The sequence below is a fragment of the Spirosoma soli genome, from assembly GCF_042684525.1.
Classification (GTDB): Bacteria; Bacteroidota; Bacteroidia; order Cytophagales; family Spirosomataceae; genus Spirosoma; species Spirosoma soli.
On record NZ_JBHULN010000002.1, the window covers coordinates 510,021 to 528,931 of the forward strand.

Consider the following 18,911-nt stretch of genomic DNA (forward strand, 5'->3'; position numbering starts at 1 on the left):
CTTTTCATGAAAAGGTTTCATTATTCTACCGTCACCGACTTGGCCAGGTTCCGGGGCTGGTCAACGTTGCGGCCCCGCATCACGGCAATGTCGTAGGCCAGCAGTTGCAAAGGCACTACTGAAATCAGCGGCATCAGAACGTCATGAACTTTAGGGATTTCAATCGTAAAGTCAACCATGCCAGGGAGGTGCGTGTCGCCTTCCGTGGTAATCGCAATAACGCGGCCTTTGCGGGCCTTCACTTCCTGAATATTGGAAACAACTTTTTCGTAGGAAGAGTCTTTTGTAGCGATCACAACCACGGGCATATCTTCGTCGATAAGTGCAATTGGTCCGTGCTTCATTTCAGCTGCTGGATACCCCTCGGCATGAATGTAGCTGATTTCTTTTAGCTTCAATGCCCCTTCCAGCGCAACCGGGAAGTTCAGTCCGCGGCCTAAATAGATAAAGTTGCGGGCATAGGTAAAGATGTAGGCGATCTCCTTAATCTTGTCGGCCGCCTGTAATACCCTTTCAACCTTTGCCGGCACACTCTCCAATTCAGCCAGCAACTGCCGGAACAAGGAGTCAGAAATAGTGCCTTTGCGCTTCGCTGCGGCTAAGGCCATCAATGTGAGCACCGTTACCTGAGCCGTAAACGCTTTGGTGCTGGCGACACCAATTTCTGGACCAGCGTGGGTGTAGGCACCTGCATCAGTTGCGCGCGCGATAGACGAGCCCACTACGTTACAAACGCCGAAAATCGTTGCTCCTTTTGACTTAGCTAATTCGATGGCGGCCAACGTATCGGCGGTTTCACCCGACTGCGAAATAGCAATGACGATATCGCCTTCTTTTATGATTGGATTTCGGTAACGAAACTCCGAGGCATATTCTACTTCGACGGGAATCCGGGCGAGCTCTTCAAAGATGTATTCAGCAACCAGACCAGCATGCCACGACGTTCCGCAGCCAATAATGACAATCCGCTTTGACTTGGCTAGTTTATCCAGGTAATCGCGTAGTCCACCCAGCTGTAAATGACCCGCGTCAGCCTGGACACGCCCCCGCATCGAGTCGGCAATGGAGCGGGGCTGTTCAAAGATTTCCTTGAGCATGAAGTGATCGAAACCACCTTTTTCGATGGCTTCCAACTCCAGCTCTATCTTGTGCACGTAAGGCGTTGTCGTTGTGTTATCCAGCGTTACCACTCTGAGTTCACCGTCTTTAATAACGGCAATCTCATAATCGTTCAGATAAATAACGTCCTTGGTGTATTCAACAATTGGGGTAGCGTCGGAAGCAAGAAAAAACTCATTCTCGCCTACACCAATCACCAATGGCGAGCCTTTTCGGGCTGCAATAAGTTGCGTAGGGTCGGCTTCGTTCATGATCACGATGGCATAGGCTCCAACTACCTCCTGCAACGCCAGCCGCACGGCGTCTTCGAGAGTGCCCCCATTGTTCTCCCAAATGTCTTCAATGAATTGCCCTAGTACTTCGGTGTCGGTTTCGCTCGTGAAAGTATGCCCTTTCTTCAGCAACGCCTGCTTGATAGCCGCGTAGTTCTCGATAATGCCATTGTGTATGATGGCCAGCTTGCGATGAAACGAATAATGTGGGTGGGCATTGACGTCGTTTGGCTCTCCGTGGGTTGCCCAGCGTGTGTGCCCCATGCCCACTGTGGCGTGCGTATCTTTGCCGGCTAGCTCCTGCTCCAGCGCAGCCACTTTGCCTTTCTTTTTGTAGACTTTTAGTCCCTGGCCGTTCATCAGCGCTACGCCCGCACTGTCATAACCGCGGTATTCAAGCCGTTTCAACCCTTTTATCACCAACGGACACGCTTCCCGATGTCCAACATAGGCTACAATGCCACACATAGATTAATCTGTTTAGGTGTTATCTCCCGAATTCACCGGCAAGGCTACCAGTGCCAGAATGCCTTTAAAAGTAAAATAAACGGAAAAAAGCCGGAATGTCCGGCTCTTTTCGCGAAAATGTAAATTGGATTGGCAATCGCCAGCTTATTGTGATGTCGTATAGAACACAATCAGTTTCACGCTGGTGTTGCCATTCAGCTCCATCCGCCAGACACGGTCAGTGAGATACAGTTGACTGTTATCAACACCTTGTCCGGTAGATTGTGACACTGAAAACAGCGAGCTACTTGGAGTCATTAACGCCAATCCTGTGTTCGGGCTGAGGTTCGTAACGATTGATTGCAGATAGCCACTCATATCGAACGTGTATTCATTAGTTCGAGAAGCCCGTGCTACTAGTTGTGCCCCAAAAAAGCTACTTGCTAAACGAGTTTCAGGCCCGATGGAGGGTACCATGAACGGAAAACCTCCTATTGGTAGCCGACGCAGACGATTCTGCTCATCGGCCTCAGCCAGTGCCAAATATGGCGGAAAATATACTGTAGCGCCGTTTGAATTTGCGGGCGTAATGACCAGATCAGCCCGGTTAATGGCAACCCGACCTGACCTCACCAGATTCACCAGCGTTGGAAATGTCAATTTCGTTGTCACCCCCGTAGCCGGCTGCACAAAGGTGCGGCCGTTGGCGGCAGTAGAAGACAATGTCTGACCACGCTGCAACGACGCTAAAGGCGTACCGTTTCGGTCAGCTGTTATCTGGTTAAAGCGTTTACCATTCAACAAAAATGCCTGGATCTTCGTGGTTTTCTCGCCTTCAACGTGGAAGTAAACATACACCGCTGATAACCGCGAAAAACTTAAAACAGCTGCTCGATCATTACTGGTCGATGTCAGCAAAAATCCACGCTGAATTTTTGCTTTAAACAAAGCAGGATTAGCTAGTTTACCTGCGTCGGTGTTCGCCAGCGTCATCAGTTCACGACCAATCGCGTCGGGTAACGCTAGACGGAACGATAACGAGTCGGTAGTTGTAGGACGCGGTCGAATTACCTGCCGAATCAGCGGTTGGCTTTCGGCTGGTACGCTACTACTGATGTCATAATTAGCTTTTGTGATCAGACTATCGGTTAAGCGATAAAGCTGTAACTCCTGCGCTTGCGTCGTATCACCATAGAAGGAGTTAAATCGGTCGTAGTCCAGGAACAACCGCGTTGAGTCATAGATAATACGGTTAGCAGGCGTCGGATTAGTCGTTGCTGAGTCATTAACAACGAAATCGCCTGCGGTGCTATATTGACTAAGCTCGAAGAAGGCTCTGGCCTGAACTTTCCCGAACACAGGGTCGACGTATCGGCCCACCATCAGGTTACCTTGATCGTTGCTACGTACCGAGTCGAACCGAATCGTCTCTCGCGTGACTGTGATCGTGTCAGTATATGAAACATCCACCGGTGTGGTGGGTGGCAATCCAATCTCTTTAGGTTCTTCGCAGGCTATAACCCCCGCTACCGCCCCCGCCAGTAAGAAAAGACGGGTGCTCCAACTAGCCAGCCAGTTGCGTGTAGAGGTTATAATAGCGTTCTGCGACATCTTCATCTTCGGCAGCATCAAATTTATGTTCGGGTAAATCAGTTAAAATGGCATTCAGGCTTTCGCTCGACTCTTCTTCCGCTCGCACAACGGCGTCGGCATAAGCACTACCGATACGAATGAATCCCTGAAAATCGGCCGTTTTCAATTCTGCCAGCATTTCATCATCAATGTCCATCATGCGGGCTTTCTCAATGATGTCGCCTTCAAAGCGGTGCTCAAACGCGTTATTATAGACCGTAAAGACCGATTTGGTGTCCTTAAACATCGGGTCGTTGCGGTAGGTTGTTTTAAGATAGAGCGGAATCAGCGCCGTCATCCAGTCATTGCAATGAACGATGTCGGGAGCCCAGCCAAGCTTCTTAACGGTTTCTAAAACGCCTTTGCAAAAGAAAATAGCCCGCTCGTCATTGTCATCGTAGAACCGGTTTTCTTTGTCATGGAAAACGTACTTCCGCTGGAAATAGTCTTCGTTGTCAATAAAATAGACTTGTAACTTGGCCGTGGGGATAGAGGCTACCTTGATAATCAATGGTTTCTCTTCGTCGCCCACCGCAATATTGATACCTGACAACCGCACCACTTCATGTAACCGGTTCTTGCGTTCGTTAATCAGCCCGAAGCGCGGCACCAGAATTCGGATCTCCATCCCCCGCTCCTGCATTGCCTGTGGCAGTTTGCGGACGAAGTCAGCGACATCAGACGTTTTCAGGAAAGGATTGATTTCGCTGGCAACGTAGAGGATACGTAGTTTGCTCATAATAAGGGAAGCGTGTGTTGTCTGAGAGAACTAAAAAACTTGCAAAATTATACAATTTTTTCCCGTATTTCAATAAGATTTGTGCAAAAAAAGCTGAGGGCTCGGGGCCTGGGGCAAGAGGTAAGTGAACGACACGTTCGTACGTTTCATGGCTCCCTAAACCCTTCGCCCCTGGCCCTTCGCCCCACGCTCTATGCTTCGTTTCGAAACTATTGCAACTCTCCGTCAACACCTTAATTCACTCCATGCCGCTCATAGCATTGCCCTCGTGCCAACCATGGGTGCCCTACACGACGGCCATATTACTCTGATTGACACAGCTAAACGAGACAACGATGTTATTGTCAGTAGCATCTTTGTTAACCCTGTTCAATTCAACAACCCCGACGATCTGGCTCGCTACCCACGTACGCTCGAAGAAGACTGCCAAAAGCTGGAAGCAGCAGGTTGTGATATTGTCTTTACTCCGTCTGTAAATGAAATGTATGTCGAATCTCCGGTGTTGAAACTGAATTTTGGCGAGTTGGAGACTGTGATGGAGGGAGCTTTTCGGCCGGGGCATTTCAACGGTGTAGGCATTGTAGTGGCTAAACTGTTTAACATTGTGCAGCCTAATCGGGCTTATTTCGGTCAGAAAGACTTACAGCAGGTTGCCGTAGTACGTCGACTGATCCGTGATCTGAGCTTTCCGGTTGATTTAATTCGTTGCCCAACTGTTCGCGAGAACGATGGGTTGGCGATGTCGTCACGGAACCGGAACCTCGCCCCCGGAGAGCGCGAACAGGCTCCCCTGCTGTACAAAGCATTAACGCTTGCTCATGATTTACTGATGGAAGGTCAGAGCACTAGTCAGGCGAAAGCTGCTGTAACGGGTTTCTTCACGACAAACCCTAATTTTCGGCTGGAATACGTCGACATTGTCAATGCCGATACGCTTCAATCCGTCGGTGAAGTGCTGGCGCCGGGTCAAACGGCCATCTGTCTGGCGGCTCACCTGGGTAACGTGCGATTGATTGATAATCTGGTGTTTTGAATGGAGAAGTGTTATCTTCGTCAGAAAGAGACAAATACTATGAAACCGACAAACGATCAGGAGGCTCCGAATGAAACAATTGCGTTGCTGCGTCGACTTGCGGCCGAAAAGCGCGAGACGAAACGGCAGATGCGGGAAGCATTTAAAAATGATCCAGAGATACAGCGAATTGTAAGAGAATTGGACGATCAGAATGCTCAGCGAAAATATCAATCCGTATAAATTTAGATTTGCTGGGGACGAGTTTAATTCTTACTTGTTTACAACAGTTCAAGGCGCTGCCTATACTGTTAAATTCAAACCTACGCCATATTTATTTGAAGCTTATTCTGAAATTAGGGAACAGGTTTATGAATTAGTCATTGATCTGACACGCCCAACTTCTAGCAAGCCTCGTCTAGACCCAGCCATCGCAGTAACCATTGCCGCTATCTGCCATGATTTCTTTGTCGATAAAGAGAGGATTCTGCTTTACATCTGCGAAACCGCCGATGCCCGGCACATGGCTCGTGTTCGTAAGTTTGGCGCCTGGTTTTATGAATTTAACGACTCGGGATTTCTCAAAATTGACACCAGTTTCCCCGATACAAATGGTATTACGTATTACTTATCACTGATCTTTAGAATGGGCCATCCGCACCGCCACACGATCATTGACGAGTTTGAACGGCTGGCCAGGAATTACAACGAGGACAAGTAAAATCAGAGTTGATTGTAAACACATAGGCACACAGAATAGAAAAATCTTTGTGTTCTGTGTGCCTAATCGTCCGAATCACTCCACAATTCGAAACGCCATCTTAGCCTTTTCCCGGGAGAGTGAATTGAAATGCCACCATTCAAATTCGATTCGGCTGAAGCCGCCCTGTAGCATGGCCGTACGCAGAATTTGCCGGTTCTCAATCTGTTGTTTGGTTAATTTACCTGCTTTGAGCAACTCAGCTTCTTTGGACGGATAAGCCAGCTCACCGAAGTAGTCGTACTTGGTACCCATGTCAAGCGGTTTACCGTCCTTCGTCGCCACGGTTAGGTCAACGGCGCAGCCATAGTTATGAATGGAGCCTTTTCTTGGGTCCGCTACGTATTTCTGACGCTCCCCCTCGGGCATATTCGGCAACGCATTCCAGAGATTCCACTGGGCCGAGCGGGGTCGGGCGGCATCATACACTAACAGACGTAAATCCGGGTGTTTTTCCTGCAAATATTTGCTGGCCTCAGCTAGTTTACGAGCGGCCATAGGTTGCATATAGGCACGGGTTAAGTCGCCATATACGTCCTTACCGACAAAATTATCGGTAGTTGAATATTTTAGCTCTACCAGGATAGTTGGGTCTACTTTCTGCACATCGACTAAGCCTTGCTTTTGCATAGCTGTTTCTAATTTACTCTGTGCAAAAACAGTTGTGACACAGAGATACACAAAGAAAACACAGAGGTACACGGAGATTCTGTGTATCTGTATGCATAGCTGCGTTACAACTTTTTTATGTGATTTCATACCACAAATAAAGCCAAAACCCGCTACTTTGCTCACCAAACCTAACCGTACATGGCACTTAACTACATTTGGGTTGCTTTCTTTGTCATTGCTTTTCTGGTCGCCTTAGTCAAATTAATCTTTCTCGGCGACACCGAAATCTTTAAAGTCATTGTCGAAGGTTTATTCGATTCTTCAAAAGTTGCGGTGATGGACATTGCGCTGCCACTGGCGGGCGTAATGACGTTTTTCCTAGGTTTGCTGAACATAGGCGAAAAGGCTGGGGCTATCAACTTCTTAGCCCGTATCATTGGCCCATTCTTCCACAAACTGTTTCCTGAAGTACCCAGAGATCACCCCGCCAACGGCCAGATGATTATGAACTTCTCGGCCAACATGCTTGGTCTGGATAATGCCGCTACGCCCTTTGGCCTAAAAGCAATGGCTAGCTTACAGGAGTTGAACCCAACCAAAGAGACGGCCTCTAATGCGCAAATCATGTTTTTGGTGCTGCATACGTCGGGCCTGACGATCATTCCGCTCAGCATCATGGCTCAACGGGCCGTTCTAGGAGCAAAAGACCCATCGGACATTTTTATTCCGTGTCTGATTGCTACTTACGTTGCCACTGTTGTAAGCATGGTGGCGGTAGCCGTCAAGCAACGGATCAACCTGATCAACAGCACCGTGCTTGGCTGGCTTGGAGGTATCACCGCTTTAATTGGGCTGGCCTTGTGGTATCTCTCCACGAAGACTAAAGAAGAGATTGAGGTTATATCGAAGGTAACGGGCAACCTTATTCTGATGCTCATCATTGTATCGTTCCTGCTGGGAGCCATGCGTAAAAAGGTAGATATCTTCGACGCATTCATCGAGGGGGCCAAAGGTGGTTTTGAAACCTCCGTACGGATCATTCCATACCTGGTTGGTATGCTGGTTGCGATCAGCGCCTTTCGCAGTTCGGGTGCAATGGACTACGTTATCGACGGCTTGAAATACGGTTTCAGCTTCACGGGACTGAACACCGAGTTTACCGATGCTCTACCTGTAGCCCTCATGCGGCCACTTAGCGGTTCGGGGTCGCGGGCGCTAATGATTGATGCGATGAAACAGTTCGGTCCTGACTCGTTCGTAGGACGCCTGGCCTGCATGTTCCAGGGCGCGGCCGACACAACGTTTTACATCGTAGCGTTGTACTTCGGCTCGGTGGGCATTCGCAACTCACGTTACGCCATTCCGTTTGGTTTGTTTGCGGACTTAATGGGTGTCATTGCCGGCATTGCGCTGGGCTATTTCTTTTTCCATTGAGCCAAAACAACAGCTAATTTGTTATATTTGATAGATGAGCTTTCCTACGATGACAACAATTCAGATAAAAGTCAGTGATGATGTATTGGCCCGTTATGGAGCACAAGCCCTGGCCGAACGATTTGAGCGGCTACTGGCTTGGGAAGAACTTAGTCGGGAAGCACAAGAAATAAAGAAAAATCTGGATGAATCGGATATTGACTGGGAAAGTATGATGGAAGAGTCGCGCCAAAAGGTTTGGGAGACTTATAAGCATACGATAAAAGATAAGCTTCCACCAGAAGCTTTTAAGTAAAATTGCTTCCGACTATAAATCCAGGGATATCTATCCATCAAAATTACTCCAACTAAGAGGCAGTTGGGTGGCGACTTGTACTTGTCGCATTACTTCTTCCGACACATGGTGTCACCATAGCATCCTCGCGAGTTCGTTATTGACGCAAACGTTCTATTTGGCTGTCTCATCAGTGGACACGATTTTTACCTGAAGCTTCTGGCCGACAATCGATTTTTTACGGCTGATTTTGCGTTGGAAGAAATGCAGATCTATCAGGAAGTTATCCTTCAACGCACGAAGTTGTCGGCGGAGCAATTCAGGAAATTCACACTTTCTGTGTTTGCAGGCTGACAGTCGTTCCAAATCTGTTGATAACGACTCAAAACTATTATCAGGCGTTTCTGCTTTGTAAGGACATTGACCAAAAAGATACTGCTTACGTAGCTCTGGCTTTGCAGTTGAATATACCTTTACTTACTCGCGATAAGCCTTTTGCTCATGGTCTGCGACTACGGGGTTTTACAAACATCGTCACCTTAGACGAGTTGTTCAGTCAGAACGACGAATTTGAATCAACAAGCTAACCAGTAATGAACATTACTCAAGTCCGCGAACACCTCCACCGACTCATTGATGAGGTGGATGACATTTACGTCCTCAACGGCCTGTACCGCAATTTGATCTCTGATAAACGGCAGCGTGAAGCCTATGAAAAAGAGCAACAGGAGAAAGCCAAAAGACAAACTAAACGATCCAGTTAAAGCGCACCCGAAAGGCTACTAATGGTTAGGGCAATGATGATGGTATTGAATACAAACGACACAACACCATGAGCCAGAGCCGTCCGTCGTATGGGTCGCGAACCAATGGCCACATCAGACACCTGACTGGTCATACCAATAACGAAGGAGAAGTACGCGAAATCAAGGTAATCTGGTTCTGGTTCGTGCGGAAAGTCAAGGCCGCCGGGCCGTTTTGCGGGGTCTGACTGATTACCATAATACAAGTGAGCATAGCGAATAGTAAACACCGTGTGTACCAGGCCCCAGGCACAGGCTACGGCCAGAACCGCTAATAGTATGTGAGCCAGGCGGTCGGTTTTCCCCATACCGTCGAGCAAAGCAATAACGGCAAACAAACTTGCTACGGCCGCTCCGACCACAAATATTAGAATCACCGTACGACTCGAATCCTGAATCTTCGAGATGCGGGGTAGATCTCGTGGATGGAGCAAGATAATTGAGGTCCAGACCAGAGACAATACGGTCATGGCATACGACACCCACACAATGGTAATACGTGCTGGCGTATCAAAATCCGCTGGTATTATAAAATAAGCAATGATTGACACGGGTAAGGCAATCATCAGGCGGTGGTGCGTATCCAGACAGCTAACGTAGCGAAGTAAGGCCGATATCATATCGTTCGTTAAAAACTATAGACTGCGAAGCAATACGTCCAGCCTGTATAAACCAAGCGTTCACGCAGAAGCGGGTATTTAAAATAGTTGTGTAACTGACCACATTACCAACCCCTCATCCATATGACCTATTTGATTGTTGATACTGAAACCAATGGTCTACCCCAGTTGTATGAACTGTCTTACACTGACACGTCTAACTGGCCCCGTTTAATTTCAGTTTCGTGGGGATTGTACGACGAAACAGGTCACGAACTTAGCAGTGATTCGTGTATAGTACAACCCGACGGCTACCGCTGGAACCGGGAAGCACAACGCGTTCATGGTATTCGGCCCGAAGAAGCGCAGGCATATGGACTGCCACTTACCCGTGTTCTGACCCAATTAAGCGCTGTCATTGAACACGCTAACAGTTGGGCTGGGCATTTTATCGAACTGGATTATAATGTAATTGGAGCTGAATTTGTCCGGGCAGGACGCCAGGCAGAATTTTTAGCCAAACCAACAGTGTGCACCATGGAGGCAAGTCGGCTCATATCGAAAACCGGTGACTGGCTTAAATTAGACGAGCTGTATGCCTTGCTGTTTAACAAACCTATGCGTGGCCTGCACAACGCCCAGGCCGACCGGCTGGCCACTGCCCAGTGCTTTTTCGAGTTGAAAAAGCGAGGGGTGTTATAAGCACAGGCGACTATCAGGGAGCAAATAAGGCCTATGCGCTTAACATCTCCTGTAATATTCCCGGAAAAAACTATCTTATCCAACGTTTATACCGCCGGTCCTCCATTTTTCAAAATTTTCAACAATCTTGCCTTGTCATTTGACACCAGTATAGCCTGAAGCCGTTTTTGTTGATAATTATGAAGGACTACATCCGCCCGATTAAACGCTTATTGGTCGCCAACCGGGGCGAAATCGCCATCCGCATCATGCGGGCCGCCACCGAATTAGGCATTACAACCGTCGCTGTCTATACCTATGAAGACCGCTATTCACTCCACCGCTACAAAGCTGACGAAGCCTACCAGATTGGCCGCGACGATGAACCGTTAAAACCGTACCTGGACGTAGAAGGCATCGTTCTATTGGCCAAACGACACCAAATCGACGCCATTCATCCCGGTTACGGCTTTCTGTCTGAAAACGTCAAACTGGCTCGTCGGTGCCGTGAAGAGGGTATCATTTTCGTCGGTCCGTCGCCCGAAGCGATGGACGCACTAGGCGATAAAGTGCGGGCGAAAAACTTAGCCACGAAAGCGGGCGTTCCGATGATTCCGGATTCGCGGGAGGAAAACATGACTCCGCAATTCGCCCTTAGCGAAGCCGAGCGGATTGGCTTTCCGGTAATGGTGAAAGCAGCTGCCGGTGGTGGCGGTCGCGGAATGCGGGTTGTGCGCGAAGCCGAACAATTTGAGAAAGCATTCACAGAAGCTAAAAACGAAGCCCGCAACGCCTTCGGAGACGACACGATCTTTCTCGAAAAATTCATTGAAGACCCCAAGCATATTGAGGTGCAGTTGTTGGGCGATCAGCATGGCAACATCGTTCACCTCTACGAACGTGATTGCTCGGTACAACGGCGTTTCCAGAAAGTAGTTGAAGTCGCGCCATCATTCGGCTTACGACAGGAAACGAAGACCAAGCTGTATGAATACGCGTTGCAACTCGGACGCGCGGTGAACTATTCCAATGCGGGTACGGTCGAATTCCTGGTTGATAAGAATGAAACGATCTACTTCATTGAGGTTAACCCGCGTATCCAGGTTGAACACACCATTACGGAGGAAGTAACGGGCATTGACATCGTGCGGACCCAGATCCTGATCGCGATGGGCTACAAACTGTCCGACAATGGTATTTATATCAATCATCAGGATGAAGTACCGCTTAATGGTTACGCTATTCAGTGCCGGATTACCACTGAAGATCCTGCCAATGGTTTCAAGCCCGACTTCGGTACCATCATCGCTTACCGCAACGCAGCCGGTTTTGGCATTCGCTTAGACGAAGGCAGCAGCTATGCGGGCATGAAAATCTCGCCCTACTTCGACTCCATGATTGTGAAGGTGTCGGCACGGGGCCGTACGTTGAAAGGGGCCACGCAGCGACTGACACGGGCCTTAGTCGAGTTCCGGATACGGGGGGTTAAAACAAATATTGGCTTCCTGCTGAATGTTATTAGCCACCCAATTTTTCAGCGGGGTGAAGCACGAGTTTCGTTCATTGAAAATCACCCTGAGTTATTTAACCTCCGCGCTCCTCAGGATCGCTCGACCCGAGTCCTCAACTACCTGGCCGATGTGATTGTTAATGGCAATCCGGAGGTGAAGAAGAAAGATGATAGTAAGGTATTCCGCACGCCCATTGTGCCGCCTTACGATATTTACGGGACTTATCCCGATGGCAACCGTAATCGGCTCAAAGAACTCGGTCGCGAGAAGTTTGTGCAATGGGTGCAAGACCAGAAGTGCGTTCTGTATACAGATACTACGTTCCGCGACGGACATCAATCTTTGCTGGCGACGCGCGTCCGAACGCAGGATTTGCAGAAGGTTGCCGAAGGTTTTGCTAAAAATCATCCTGAACTGTTTTCAATGGAAGTTTGGGGTGGCGCTACGTTCGATGTATCGATGCGCTTCCTCTACGAAAGTCCCTGGAAGCGATTGGCAGCCCTGCGCGAAGCCATGCCAAACATGCTGCTGCAAATGCTGTTCCGTGGCTCAAACGCCGTGGGTTACTCAGCCTACCCCGACAACCTGATCGAGAAGTTTGTGGAGCAATCCTGGGAAACCGGTATTGACGTTTTCCGGATTTTTGATTCGCTGAACTGGATCGAAGCCATGAAAGTAAGCATTCGGGCTGTTCGTGAGCGTACCGACGCCCTTTGCGAGGCTGCTATTTGCTATACAGGTGATATGCTAAGTCCCGCCCACCCAAAATACACATTACAATATTACCTCGACCTAGCCCGCCAGCTTGAAGATGAAGGAGCGCATTTGCTAGCCATTAAAGACATGGCCGGACTATTGAAGCCGCTAGCCGCCGAGGTACTGGTACGTGAGCTAAAGCAAGCCGTAAGTATTCCCATTCACCTGCATACGCACGATACGGCGGGTATCCAGGCTGCAACCTATCTGAAGGCGATTGATGCCAACGTCGATATTGTCGATTGTGCCCTGGGCGCCTTATCGGGTCTAACCTCACAGCCTAACTTTAACTCCGTGGTAGCCATGATGCAGGGCCACGAACGCGAATGCCCTATAAACCTGCCGTCCCTCAACGCCTACTCCAACTATTGGGAAGACGTTCGGGAATACTACTATCCGTTTGAGTCAGGCATGAAAGCAGGGAGCGCCGAGGTGTACGAAAACGAAATACCCGGCGGTCAGTATTCAAACTTAAAGCCGCAAGCCATTGCCACCGGTCTGGGTGATAAGTTCGAGACGCTGAAGAAGAACTACGTTATTGCCAATCAACTATTCGGCGACATCGTAAAAGTGACGCCATCGTCAAAAGTGGTGGGTGATATGGCCATCTTCATGACGGCCAATAATCTGACGGCCGATGATGTTCGGGAGAAAGGTGATTCGCTAGCCTTCCCTGAATCGGTCAAAGGCTTTTTCAAAGGCGAGTTAGGACAACCTGTCGGTGGTTTCCCGCAAGATATCCAGCAGGCAGTTCTGAAGGGAGAAGAACCCATCACCGGTCGCCCGAACGAGCACCTAAAGCCGATTGACTTTGATCAGGACTTTACTTCCTTCAAGGAAAAATATCCAAACAACGATGGCTTCGTAGACTACCTCTCGTACCAGATGTACCCCAAAGTGTACGAGGAATATTACAAAGCTAATGACCAATACGGCGACGTAAGCGTGATTCCAACTCCTGCCTTCTTCTATGGTTTAAAAGAGAACGAGGAGATCCTGATCAACATTGAGGAAGGTAAAAATATTCTGGTTCGACTGCTGTTCATGTCGGAGCCGGATGAGTATGGCATGCGAACGATTACGTTTGAGCTGAACGGTCAGAGTCGCCAAGTACAGGTGCGCGACAAAGCGTCGAAGGTTGAGAAGGCAATCAATCCAAAAGTTAGCAAAGACGGTGATGTAGGTGCCCCACTTCAGGGTCGACTAACGCGTATCCTGGTAAAAGAAGGCGATGCTGTGAAGAAGAATCAGCCGCTATTTGTGATTGAAGCCATGAAAATGGAAAGTATTGTGGCGGCCCAAAAAGAGGGTAAAGTAGCTAAAATCGTCTTGCAGGAAGGAACCGTGGTGGAGCAGGACGACTGCGTGGTGGAATTGTCGTAACTTCGTTAAAACAGACACGATTATGTCTACGAATCCGCCATTATCAAACCTGCAGATGCGCTTACTAAAACTCTATGCCAACCAGGTTTCGGAAGAAGATTTGCTAGCTATCAATCAGCGCATTGTTGATTATTTCGCTGAGAAAGCGGCAAAAGCAGCTAATCAGGTATGGGATGAAAAAGGTTATTCAAACGATATGATGAATGAATGGCTAAAGGCTGACCTGCGCAAAAACAAGGCAGGATGAGAGTTGTATTAGATACAAACTGCCTACTGGTGTCGATATCAGAGCGATCTCAATATTATTGGTTGTTTCAGGCCATCCGGCAAAAACAGTTCGATTTATACATCTCTAATGAAATTCTGACTGAATACGTTGAGCTGGTTAGCCATTATTTTAATCCGGATGTTTCTGAAGCCGTTTATCAGTTGCTGACCCAATCTGATCATATCCATCAGGTGGAAATTTATTTTCACCTGATGGATATGATCACTCATGATCCTGATGACGATAAATTTGTCAATTGTGCTTTTGCCGCTAACGCTGACTTCATCGTAACCGAAGACCGCCATTATCAGGTACTGGCCACGGTTGAGTTTCCCAAAATAACCGTTATCAATCTAGTTACTTTCAAACTGATGCTGGAAGCAAAGTGAAACCCCTCATGAACATGGTAAGTGTCGTTCAAGTACGTATCCGTTGCTGAAGCATTGGGTTAACATTCCAATTCAACATTTAACTTTTGAGGGCGGTGCTGAGATCAAACAACAAAGTCCATTGGCGTTTGATCCAGATACTCTGTACGAAGTAAACCGCGACATTGACGAGCTTAGATTAATACCTATCAATGACCAATTTCGGCAAGTTGCATAAACAGATAAGCCTCCGCAATGTGCGGAGGCTTATCTGTTTACTCCTGATGCACATCTTTAAACCGGAGCATATCGCCTAATCGCAATTCTTTTTCTTCATCAAAGCCGCAGGTTGAACGAAACTCTTTCGGATTCTGGTAAGTGCCAAACAACATGTCCCACCAGACAATATCTCCGTAATTACTGGTGTGCTTCTCGTACTCATGATGGATGCGATGCATCTCCGGACGTTGAAAAACATACCCGATCCATTGTGGTGTTTTGACGTTGGTGTGATAGAAAAACTCGCCCAGCGCCGTACACAACGTATATATTGCGCCAGCCTCGGCATTTAACCTCAGTAACGTGTAAACAAGCAGACTCCCAATAACCGAATTGACCGTCATTTCGAGTGGATGCTTGTAGAAAGACGTAATAACTTCCAGCCGTTGTGGACTGTGGTGAATCTGATGAAAGTGTGTCCACAGAAAATCAACCGTGTGGCGCCACCGGTGCCACCAATAAAAGATAAAGGTTGCGATGATATACGCAATAACGCCCCCAGCAACGTTACCAACCTGATCAGACAGGTGAAATACAGAAAAAGCTGATAGCCACTTCTCCCAGGTGAATCCAGCAACAACGACAACAATCAACTGCACAAAGTTGATGGCCAAAACACGAATTGTCCAGGTCGGAACAGTCGGCAATTTCCAGCCAGGAATAAGCCGTTCGAGCACGAAACAGCCAGCAAATACAGCAAAAATAACAGGTAACATAGCGATTAAATTTGGGTGAAACAATACCCAAATCAACCATCTGCTTTGCAGCCAAAAATTGACGAATATCAATTTCGCCGACCGCGTAGTCGACTTAAGGTTTCGGGTGAAATGCCCAGATGAGAAGCAATGTGTTTAAGCGGAACCCGTTGCAGGATATCGGGAAAATCGTTCGTTAACTGACTGTATCGCTCAGGCGCGGTTTGCATGCGTAGGTTTTGCGTCCGAAGCTCACTTAGGGCATAGTACTTTTCAGTCAGCATCCGTCCTACAGCGTTGAACTCCGGGAAGTCGCGGTAAAGTTGCTGCAACTGATCATACGAGATAGACCACACAATGCTATCTTCAAGCAGCTCAATATACTCTCGGGCAGGTTGCCGGGTGTAGAAGCTGATAATGGATATAATAAAATCACCCTCTCGCATGAACCACGACGTAACCTCTCGGCCGTCTCCCTGAAGCCCCTGTTTAATGTAATAGCCCCGTACCACGCCCTGTTCAACGAAGTAGATTCGGTCCGATACCTGGCCGGGTTGCAGTAGCCAATGCTTATCGGGAAGCACCTCACGCCTAAGTGTTTTCATAAGCGCGGCCTTGAGTTCATTAGAAATAGGCTGAAGTGTCTCGATCAAGACTATCAATGGCTCCATACAGTTTCACGTATTGCAGTTAGAACACGACAAGACTTTACATGATTATGATTGAGACGTAGCAGTGTCAGAGATACAAAAAAAGCTGTTAAGCGTATCAAACCAGTCACATGACAAGCTCAGCACCCTTAACAGCTTCTAATATATCCTGCTAAACTCGCCTAGGCAACTTCAGCTATATACGGCTCCTGAACTATCTGCTCAGTTCCTTTGATTGGCATTCTATTCTTCAACGCTTCATGGCCTGTATTCCACCGACGCACTACGTTTGCTTCCCGCACCACGTCAGGATGCCGGGGTTGGTTAGCCTGCTCAAAATATTCAGGCATGCGAGCGGTCATGTGGCTAACAATCTCTTTGATGTGCCCAGTCAAAATCAAAGCCGGGTCTAATTTCGCCAACTGAATAAGCGCCCGTACCATCGCATAGGTATAAAACGCACAGTCAATATCCTGGTGACGAACCGGCACTCCGTCGTGCAGCCGTTGCAAGTTGACGCCACCGTCTTCAAGGAAAGCTGATACGGGTGCACTTTCCTCAGGCTGCGGAAACACTATATCCAGCTTATGCTTAAACTTATGCCACCAGGGCGGAACGCCTGAAGGATTCAACGTATCGCAGAAGATAACCCGTTGCGGCTTGTCAGGGTGCGCTGAATTCATAATCAATAAAGCGGCTCCCAAATGACGGTCATCAGCAGCGTGACGGCGCTGGATCAGGAAGCAATGTGGCTGCCTGTCGCCTTCCTCATGCAATCGCTCAGCAGTTGCTTTAACCACGCGGAGTGAATCCTCCATGTAGCCTTCTGCAATGACATGGATAGGCAAGGTGACCGTTAACAACGCTTCCAGACGTAGCTCGCGAGCCAAAATATTCAGAGCCGTTGTGTCTGAACGTCGGGTACCGAAATACGTACCAATATCTTCTTTAGGCTGTCCCGTGTGTTCGTCTATAGCACCAACCGTATCGCCATGCGCCCCCTGGCGGCTGGTACCGCTGTACCGAAAAGGCACTTCAAGGTGTTCACGGTGCGCGGCTAAATTATAGATCCGCTGCTCAAACTTGGCCAGCAACGGCTCATACGCATCATTCTGAAAGTAAACTTGATCAATAGGTCGAAGCAGGTGGCGGGCAATGCTCTCGTTGTCGAGTAGCCGTTCGAGGGCATCGTCCGTGTGTTTAAAGAAGCTCCGCAGGGCACCATGTTCAATAAAGTCGTCGGTATCAATTTCAACGTCCAGGCTTCTGACCGCTGCTACGGTGCCATTCTCGATCCAATCGCGAAGGAATTGCTTGACAGACTCATCAAAGGCTTCGTTTGCCTTGTCTGCCTGTTCTTTTGGGTAGCCCATGTGGGCAATTAGGTTGTCATGCATCAGACTATCCTGGTCGGGGACAATCCGAACTGTTTTCTCCATATTTTAAGTTAAGTAACATTGCGACGGGGATTAGCCCAATTAATTAAATGCCCTGTTCATTACTCAATGATGAACCGAGAGCCACCAAAAGTCTGCCCACCGAAACAGTTGTCAGATCTTGTCTTTACACAGCGTAGCCAGTCAGCCACGCTGATCTAAACTTCCACGATAATACTTCTTGAGGGAACGTAGGTGCAGTACATACTAAAAACACATTTGCCACTGCTTTTAGTTGCAAAAAACCAAACGAACCGGCCACAAAAAGAGGGAGATGTAACAAGCTAATAGTCAGCAAATTGCCACAATGAAAGAAGCTATACACAAGGCTTTTACAATGTAACAACCTGTAGCTTACCCCAGCCTTCATGTTTGATGAATAACTGAGTTTACAGATAAGTACTGACTCCCAAAATTACATGAAAAATTTCATATTTATCAAGCCTCAGACAGCTATAATTTATTACAAAAAAACTTGGTATTATTTAGCCTGCAGACGGCTATCCAGGCCTGGATTATGGGCGCGTTAAAGAATGCTTCCTGAAGCGGTGCCAATGCGGTACTACCAGCAACAATAAATGGTTACGGTTGGTATATACGTCGACTTAGTTTCTCACCGAAACGTTGTGATAACCAATTTTTTGCACCAACTTACTTATAAAATCAAACTGCTTTTCACTGTGGAAACTCCTCCCCCTACCCCGCCCTTATCTCCTACCCCCGTCCCTATGAGTCAGTCCGACGAACGGATGTGGGCTATGCTGACACATTTAAGCGCATTGACAGGCTTATTCACCCTTGTTGGCAGCTTAGTAGGTCCGTTGATCATTTGGCAGATTCAGAAAGAGAAGTCAGCGTTTGTGGACTTCCACGGCAAAGAAGCGGTCAACTTCAACATTACGATGGCCATTGCAGCTGCAATCTCATTTGTGTTGTTTCTATTACTAATCGGCTTGGTACTGATGTGGCTGGTTGGAGTGATTTGGCTCATCTTCACCATCATTGCAGCCATTAAAGCCAACAACGGTGAATACTACCGCTACCCCGTAACGATTCGGTTTATTAAATAAAAAAGCCAAGACTGGTCAATCGTTGTCAGGACTAGACAAGTGTGGTCAGGTAAAGTTAGTTGTGCAATAGATTAGCCATTAACAGCACTTGACCATACCTGACAGCGATTG

The 18,911-nt window shown here is 48.0% G+C and carries 21 protein-coding genes; 13 read left to right on the forward strand and 8 right to left on the reverse strand.

What is annotated here, in order from left to right; translation table 11 throughout:
- Positions 1 to 20: 20 nt before the first annotated feature.
- The 3 genes from glmS to ACFSUS_RS05705 form a co-directional block, all read right to left on the reverse strand.
- On the reverse strand, positions 21 to 1,859 hold the full coding sequence (gene glmS / locus ACFSUS_RS05695) for a glutamine--fructose-6-phosphate transaminase (isomerizing) (protein WP_381520293.1): 1,839 nt from the start codon (positions 1,857 to 1,859) through the stop codon (positions 21 to 23).
- 144 nt (positions 1,860 to 2,003) lie between these two features.
- A complete protein-coding gene (locus ACFSUS_RS05700) occupies positions 2,004 to 3,467 on the reverse strand; it encodes a DUF4270 family protein (protein WP_381520295.1) in 1,464 nt (487 codons plus the stop codon).
- The gene (locus ACFSUS_RS05705) at positions 3,403 to 4,209 is read right to left on the reverse strand and encodes a glycogen/starch synthase (RefSeq protein ID WP_381520298.1); all 807 of its coding nucleotides are present in this window, start codon (positions 4,207 to 4,209) and stop codon (positions 3,403 to 3,405) included. Before ACFSUS_RS05705 ends, ACFSUS_RS05700 begins: the two co-directional genes overlap by 65 nt.
- 193 nt (positions 4,210 to 4,402) lie before the next feature.
- Here ACFSUS_RS05705 and panC point away from each other — a divergent pair, with 193 nt between their 5' ends.
- From panC to ACFSUS_RS05720, 3 genes are read left to right on the forward strand one after another with little or no spacing between them, the layout of a single operon-like run.
- Positions 4,403 to 5,242 (forward strand): pantoate--beta-alanine ligase, encoded by an 840-nt coding sequence (gene panC, locus ACFSUS_RS05710; protein WP_381520300.1) that lies wholly within the window; start codon positions 4,403 to 4,405, stop codon positions 5,240 to 5,242.
- 39 nt (positions 5,243 to 5,281) lie between these two features.
- The gene (locus ACFSUS_RS05715) at positions 5,282 to 5,464 is read left to right on the forward strand and encodes a hypothetical protein (protein ID WP_381520303.1); all 183 of its coding nucleotides are present in this window, start codon (positions 5,282 to 5,284) and stop codon (positions 5,462 to 5,464) included.
- The gene (locus tag ACFSUS_RS05720) at positions 5,436 to 5,942 is read left to right on the forward strand and encodes a DUF6169 family protein (protein WP_381520306.1); all 507 of its coding nucleotides are present in this window, start codon (positions 5,436 to 5,438) and stop codon (positions 5,940 to 5,942) included. Before ACFSUS_RS05715 ends, ACFSUS_RS05720 begins: the two co-directional genes overlap by 29 nt.
- A 75-nt stretch (positions 5,943 to 6,017) precedes the next feature.
- Here the strand turns inward: ACFSUS_RS05720 and ACFSUS_RS05725 are convergent, their stop codons facing one another.
- Positions 6,018 to 6,611, reverse strand: a complete 594-nt coding sequence (locus tag ACFSUS_RS05725) for a M15 family metallopeptidase (protein ID WP_381520308.1) — start codon at positions 6,609 to 6,611, stop codon at positions 6,018 to 6,020.
- A 180-nt stretch (positions 6,612 to 6,791) separates the two neighbouring features.
- Between ACFSUS_RS05725 and ACFSUS_RS05730 the strand changes: the two genes are divergently transcribed.
- The 5 genes from ACFSUS_RS05730 to ACFSUS_RS05750 all read left to right on the forward strand — a co-directional run bounded on the left by ACFSUS_RS05730 (position 6,792) and on the right by ACFSUS_RS05750 (position 9,065).
- The gene (locus ACFSUS_RS05730; protein WP_381520311.1) at positions 6,792 to 8,027 is read left to right on the forward strand and encodes a nucleoside recognition domain-containing protein; all 1,236 of its coding nucleotides are present in this window, start codon (positions 6,792 to 6,794) and stop codon (positions 8,025 to 8,027) included.
- Between the two features lie 49 nt (positions 8,028 to 8,076).
- Positions 8,077 to 8,322 carry a hypothetical protein gene (locus ACFSUS_RS05735; RefSeq protein WP_381520314.1) on the forward strand — a complete coding sequence of 82 codons (246 nt, stop codon included), beginning with the start codon at positions 8,077 to 8,079 and terminating at the stop codon, positions 8,320 to 8,322.
- A 138-nt stretch (positions 8,323 to 8,460) separates the two neighbouring features.
- Positions 8,461 to 8,655, forward strand: a complete 195-nt coding sequence (locus ACFSUS_RS05740) for a PIN domain-containing protein (RefSeq protein ID WP_381520526.1) — start codon at positions 8,461 to 8,463, stop codon at positions 8,653 to 8,655.
- Positions 8,652 to 8,888: a PIN domain-containing protein gene (locus ACFSUS_RS05745; protein ID WP_381520529.1), complete on the forward strand. Its 237-nt coding sequence runs from the start codon at positions 8,652 to 8,654 to the stop codon at positions 8,886 to 8,888. Before ACFSUS_RS05740 ends, ACFSUS_RS05745 begins: the two co-directional genes overlap by 4 nt.
- A gap of 6 nt (positions 8,889 to 8,894) precedes the next feature.
- Positions 8,895 to 9,065 carry a hypothetical protein gene (locus tag ACFSUS_RS05750; RefSeq protein WP_381520317.1) on the forward strand — a complete coding sequence of 57 codons (171 nt, stop codon included), beginning with the start codon at positions 8,895 to 8,897 and terminating at the stop codon, positions 9,063 to 9,065.
- On the opposite strand, the gene ACFSUS_RS05755 is transcribed toward ACFSUS_RS05750, so the two are convergent.
- A complete protein-coding gene (locus ACFSUS_RS05755; RefSeq protein ID WP_381520320.1) occupies positions 9,062 to 9,724 on the reverse strand; it encodes a DUF1345 domain-containing protein in 663 nt (220 codons plus the stop codon). The genes ACFSUS_RS05750 and ACFSUS_RS05755 overlap by 4 nt on opposite strands.
- A 123-nt stretch (positions 9,725 to 9,847) precedes the next feature.
- Between ACFSUS_RS05755 and ACFSUS_RS05760 the strand changes: the two genes are divergently transcribed.
- The 4 genes from ACFSUS_RS05760 to ACFSUS_RS05775 all read left to right on the forward strand — a co-directional run bounded on the left by ACFSUS_RS05760 (position 9,848) and on the right by ACFSUS_RS05775 (position 14,691).
- Entirely contained in the window at positions 9,848 to 10,405 is a 558-nt protein-coding gene (locus ACFSUS_RS05760; RefSeq protein WP_381520323.1) for a 3'-5' exonuclease, read from the forward strand.
- Between the two features lie 179 nt (positions 10,406 to 10,584).
- Positions 10,585 to 14,034: a pyruvate carboxylase gene (locus ACFSUS_RS05765; protein WP_381520326.1), complete on the forward strand. Its 3,450-nt coding sequence runs from the start codon at positions 10,585 to 10,587 to the stop codon at positions 14,032 to 14,034.
- Between the two features lie 22 nt (positions 14,035 to 14,056).
- Positions 14,057 to 14,281, forward strand: coding sequence for a hypothetical protein (locus ACFSUS_RS05770; protein WP_381520330.1), 225 nt, complete (start codon positions 14,057 to 14,059; stop codon positions 14,279 to 14,281).
- Positions 14,278 to 14,691 carry a putative toxin-antitoxin system toxin component, PIN family gene (locus ACFSUS_RS05775; RefSeq protein ID WP_381520333.1) on the forward strand — a complete coding sequence of 138 codons (414 nt, stop codon included), beginning with the start codon at positions 14,278 to 14,280 and terminating at the stop codon, positions 14,689 to 14,691. The genes ACFSUS_RS05770 and ACFSUS_RS05775 overlap by 4 nt, the downstream gene beginning before the upstream one ends.
- A 254-nt stretch (positions 14,692 to 14,945) precedes the next feature.
- Here ACFSUS_RS05775 and ACFSUS_RS05780 read toward each other — a convergent pair whose 3' ends face one another.
- The 3 genes from ACFSUS_RS05780 to ACFSUS_RS05790 all read right to left on the reverse strand — a co-directional run bounded on the left by ACFSUS_RS05780 (position 14,946) and on the right by ACFSUS_RS05790 (position 17,733).
- Positions 14,946 to 15,665, reverse strand: a complete 720-nt coding sequence (locus ACFSUS_RS05780) for a sterol desaturase family protein (protein WP_381520336.1) — start codon at positions 15,663 to 15,665, stop codon at positions 14,946 to 14,948.
- Positions 15,666 to 15,733: 68 nt separating this feature from the next.
- A complete protein-coding gene (locus ACFSUS_RS05785) occupies positions 15,734 to 16,249 on the reverse strand; it encodes a Crp/Fnr family transcriptional regulator (RefSeq protein WP_381520338.1) in 516 nt (171 codons plus the stop codon).
- 227 nt (positions 16,250 to 16,476) lie between these two features.
- Positions 16,477 to 17,733, reverse strand: a complete 1,257-nt coding sequence (locus ACFSUS_RS05790; protein WP_381520341.1) for a hypothetical protein — start codon at positions 17,731 to 17,733, stop codon at positions 16,477 to 16,479.
- A gap of 677 nt (positions 17,734 to 18,410) precedes the next feature.
- Here ACFSUS_RS05790 and ACFSUS_RS05795 point away from each other — a divergent pair.
- Entirely contained in the window at positions 18,411 to 18,800 is a 390-nt protein-coding gene (locus ACFSUS_RS05795) for a DUF4870 domain-containing protein (protein WP_381520344.1), read from the forward strand.
- The last annotated feature ends 111 nt before the right edge of the window (positions 18,801 to 18,911 follow it).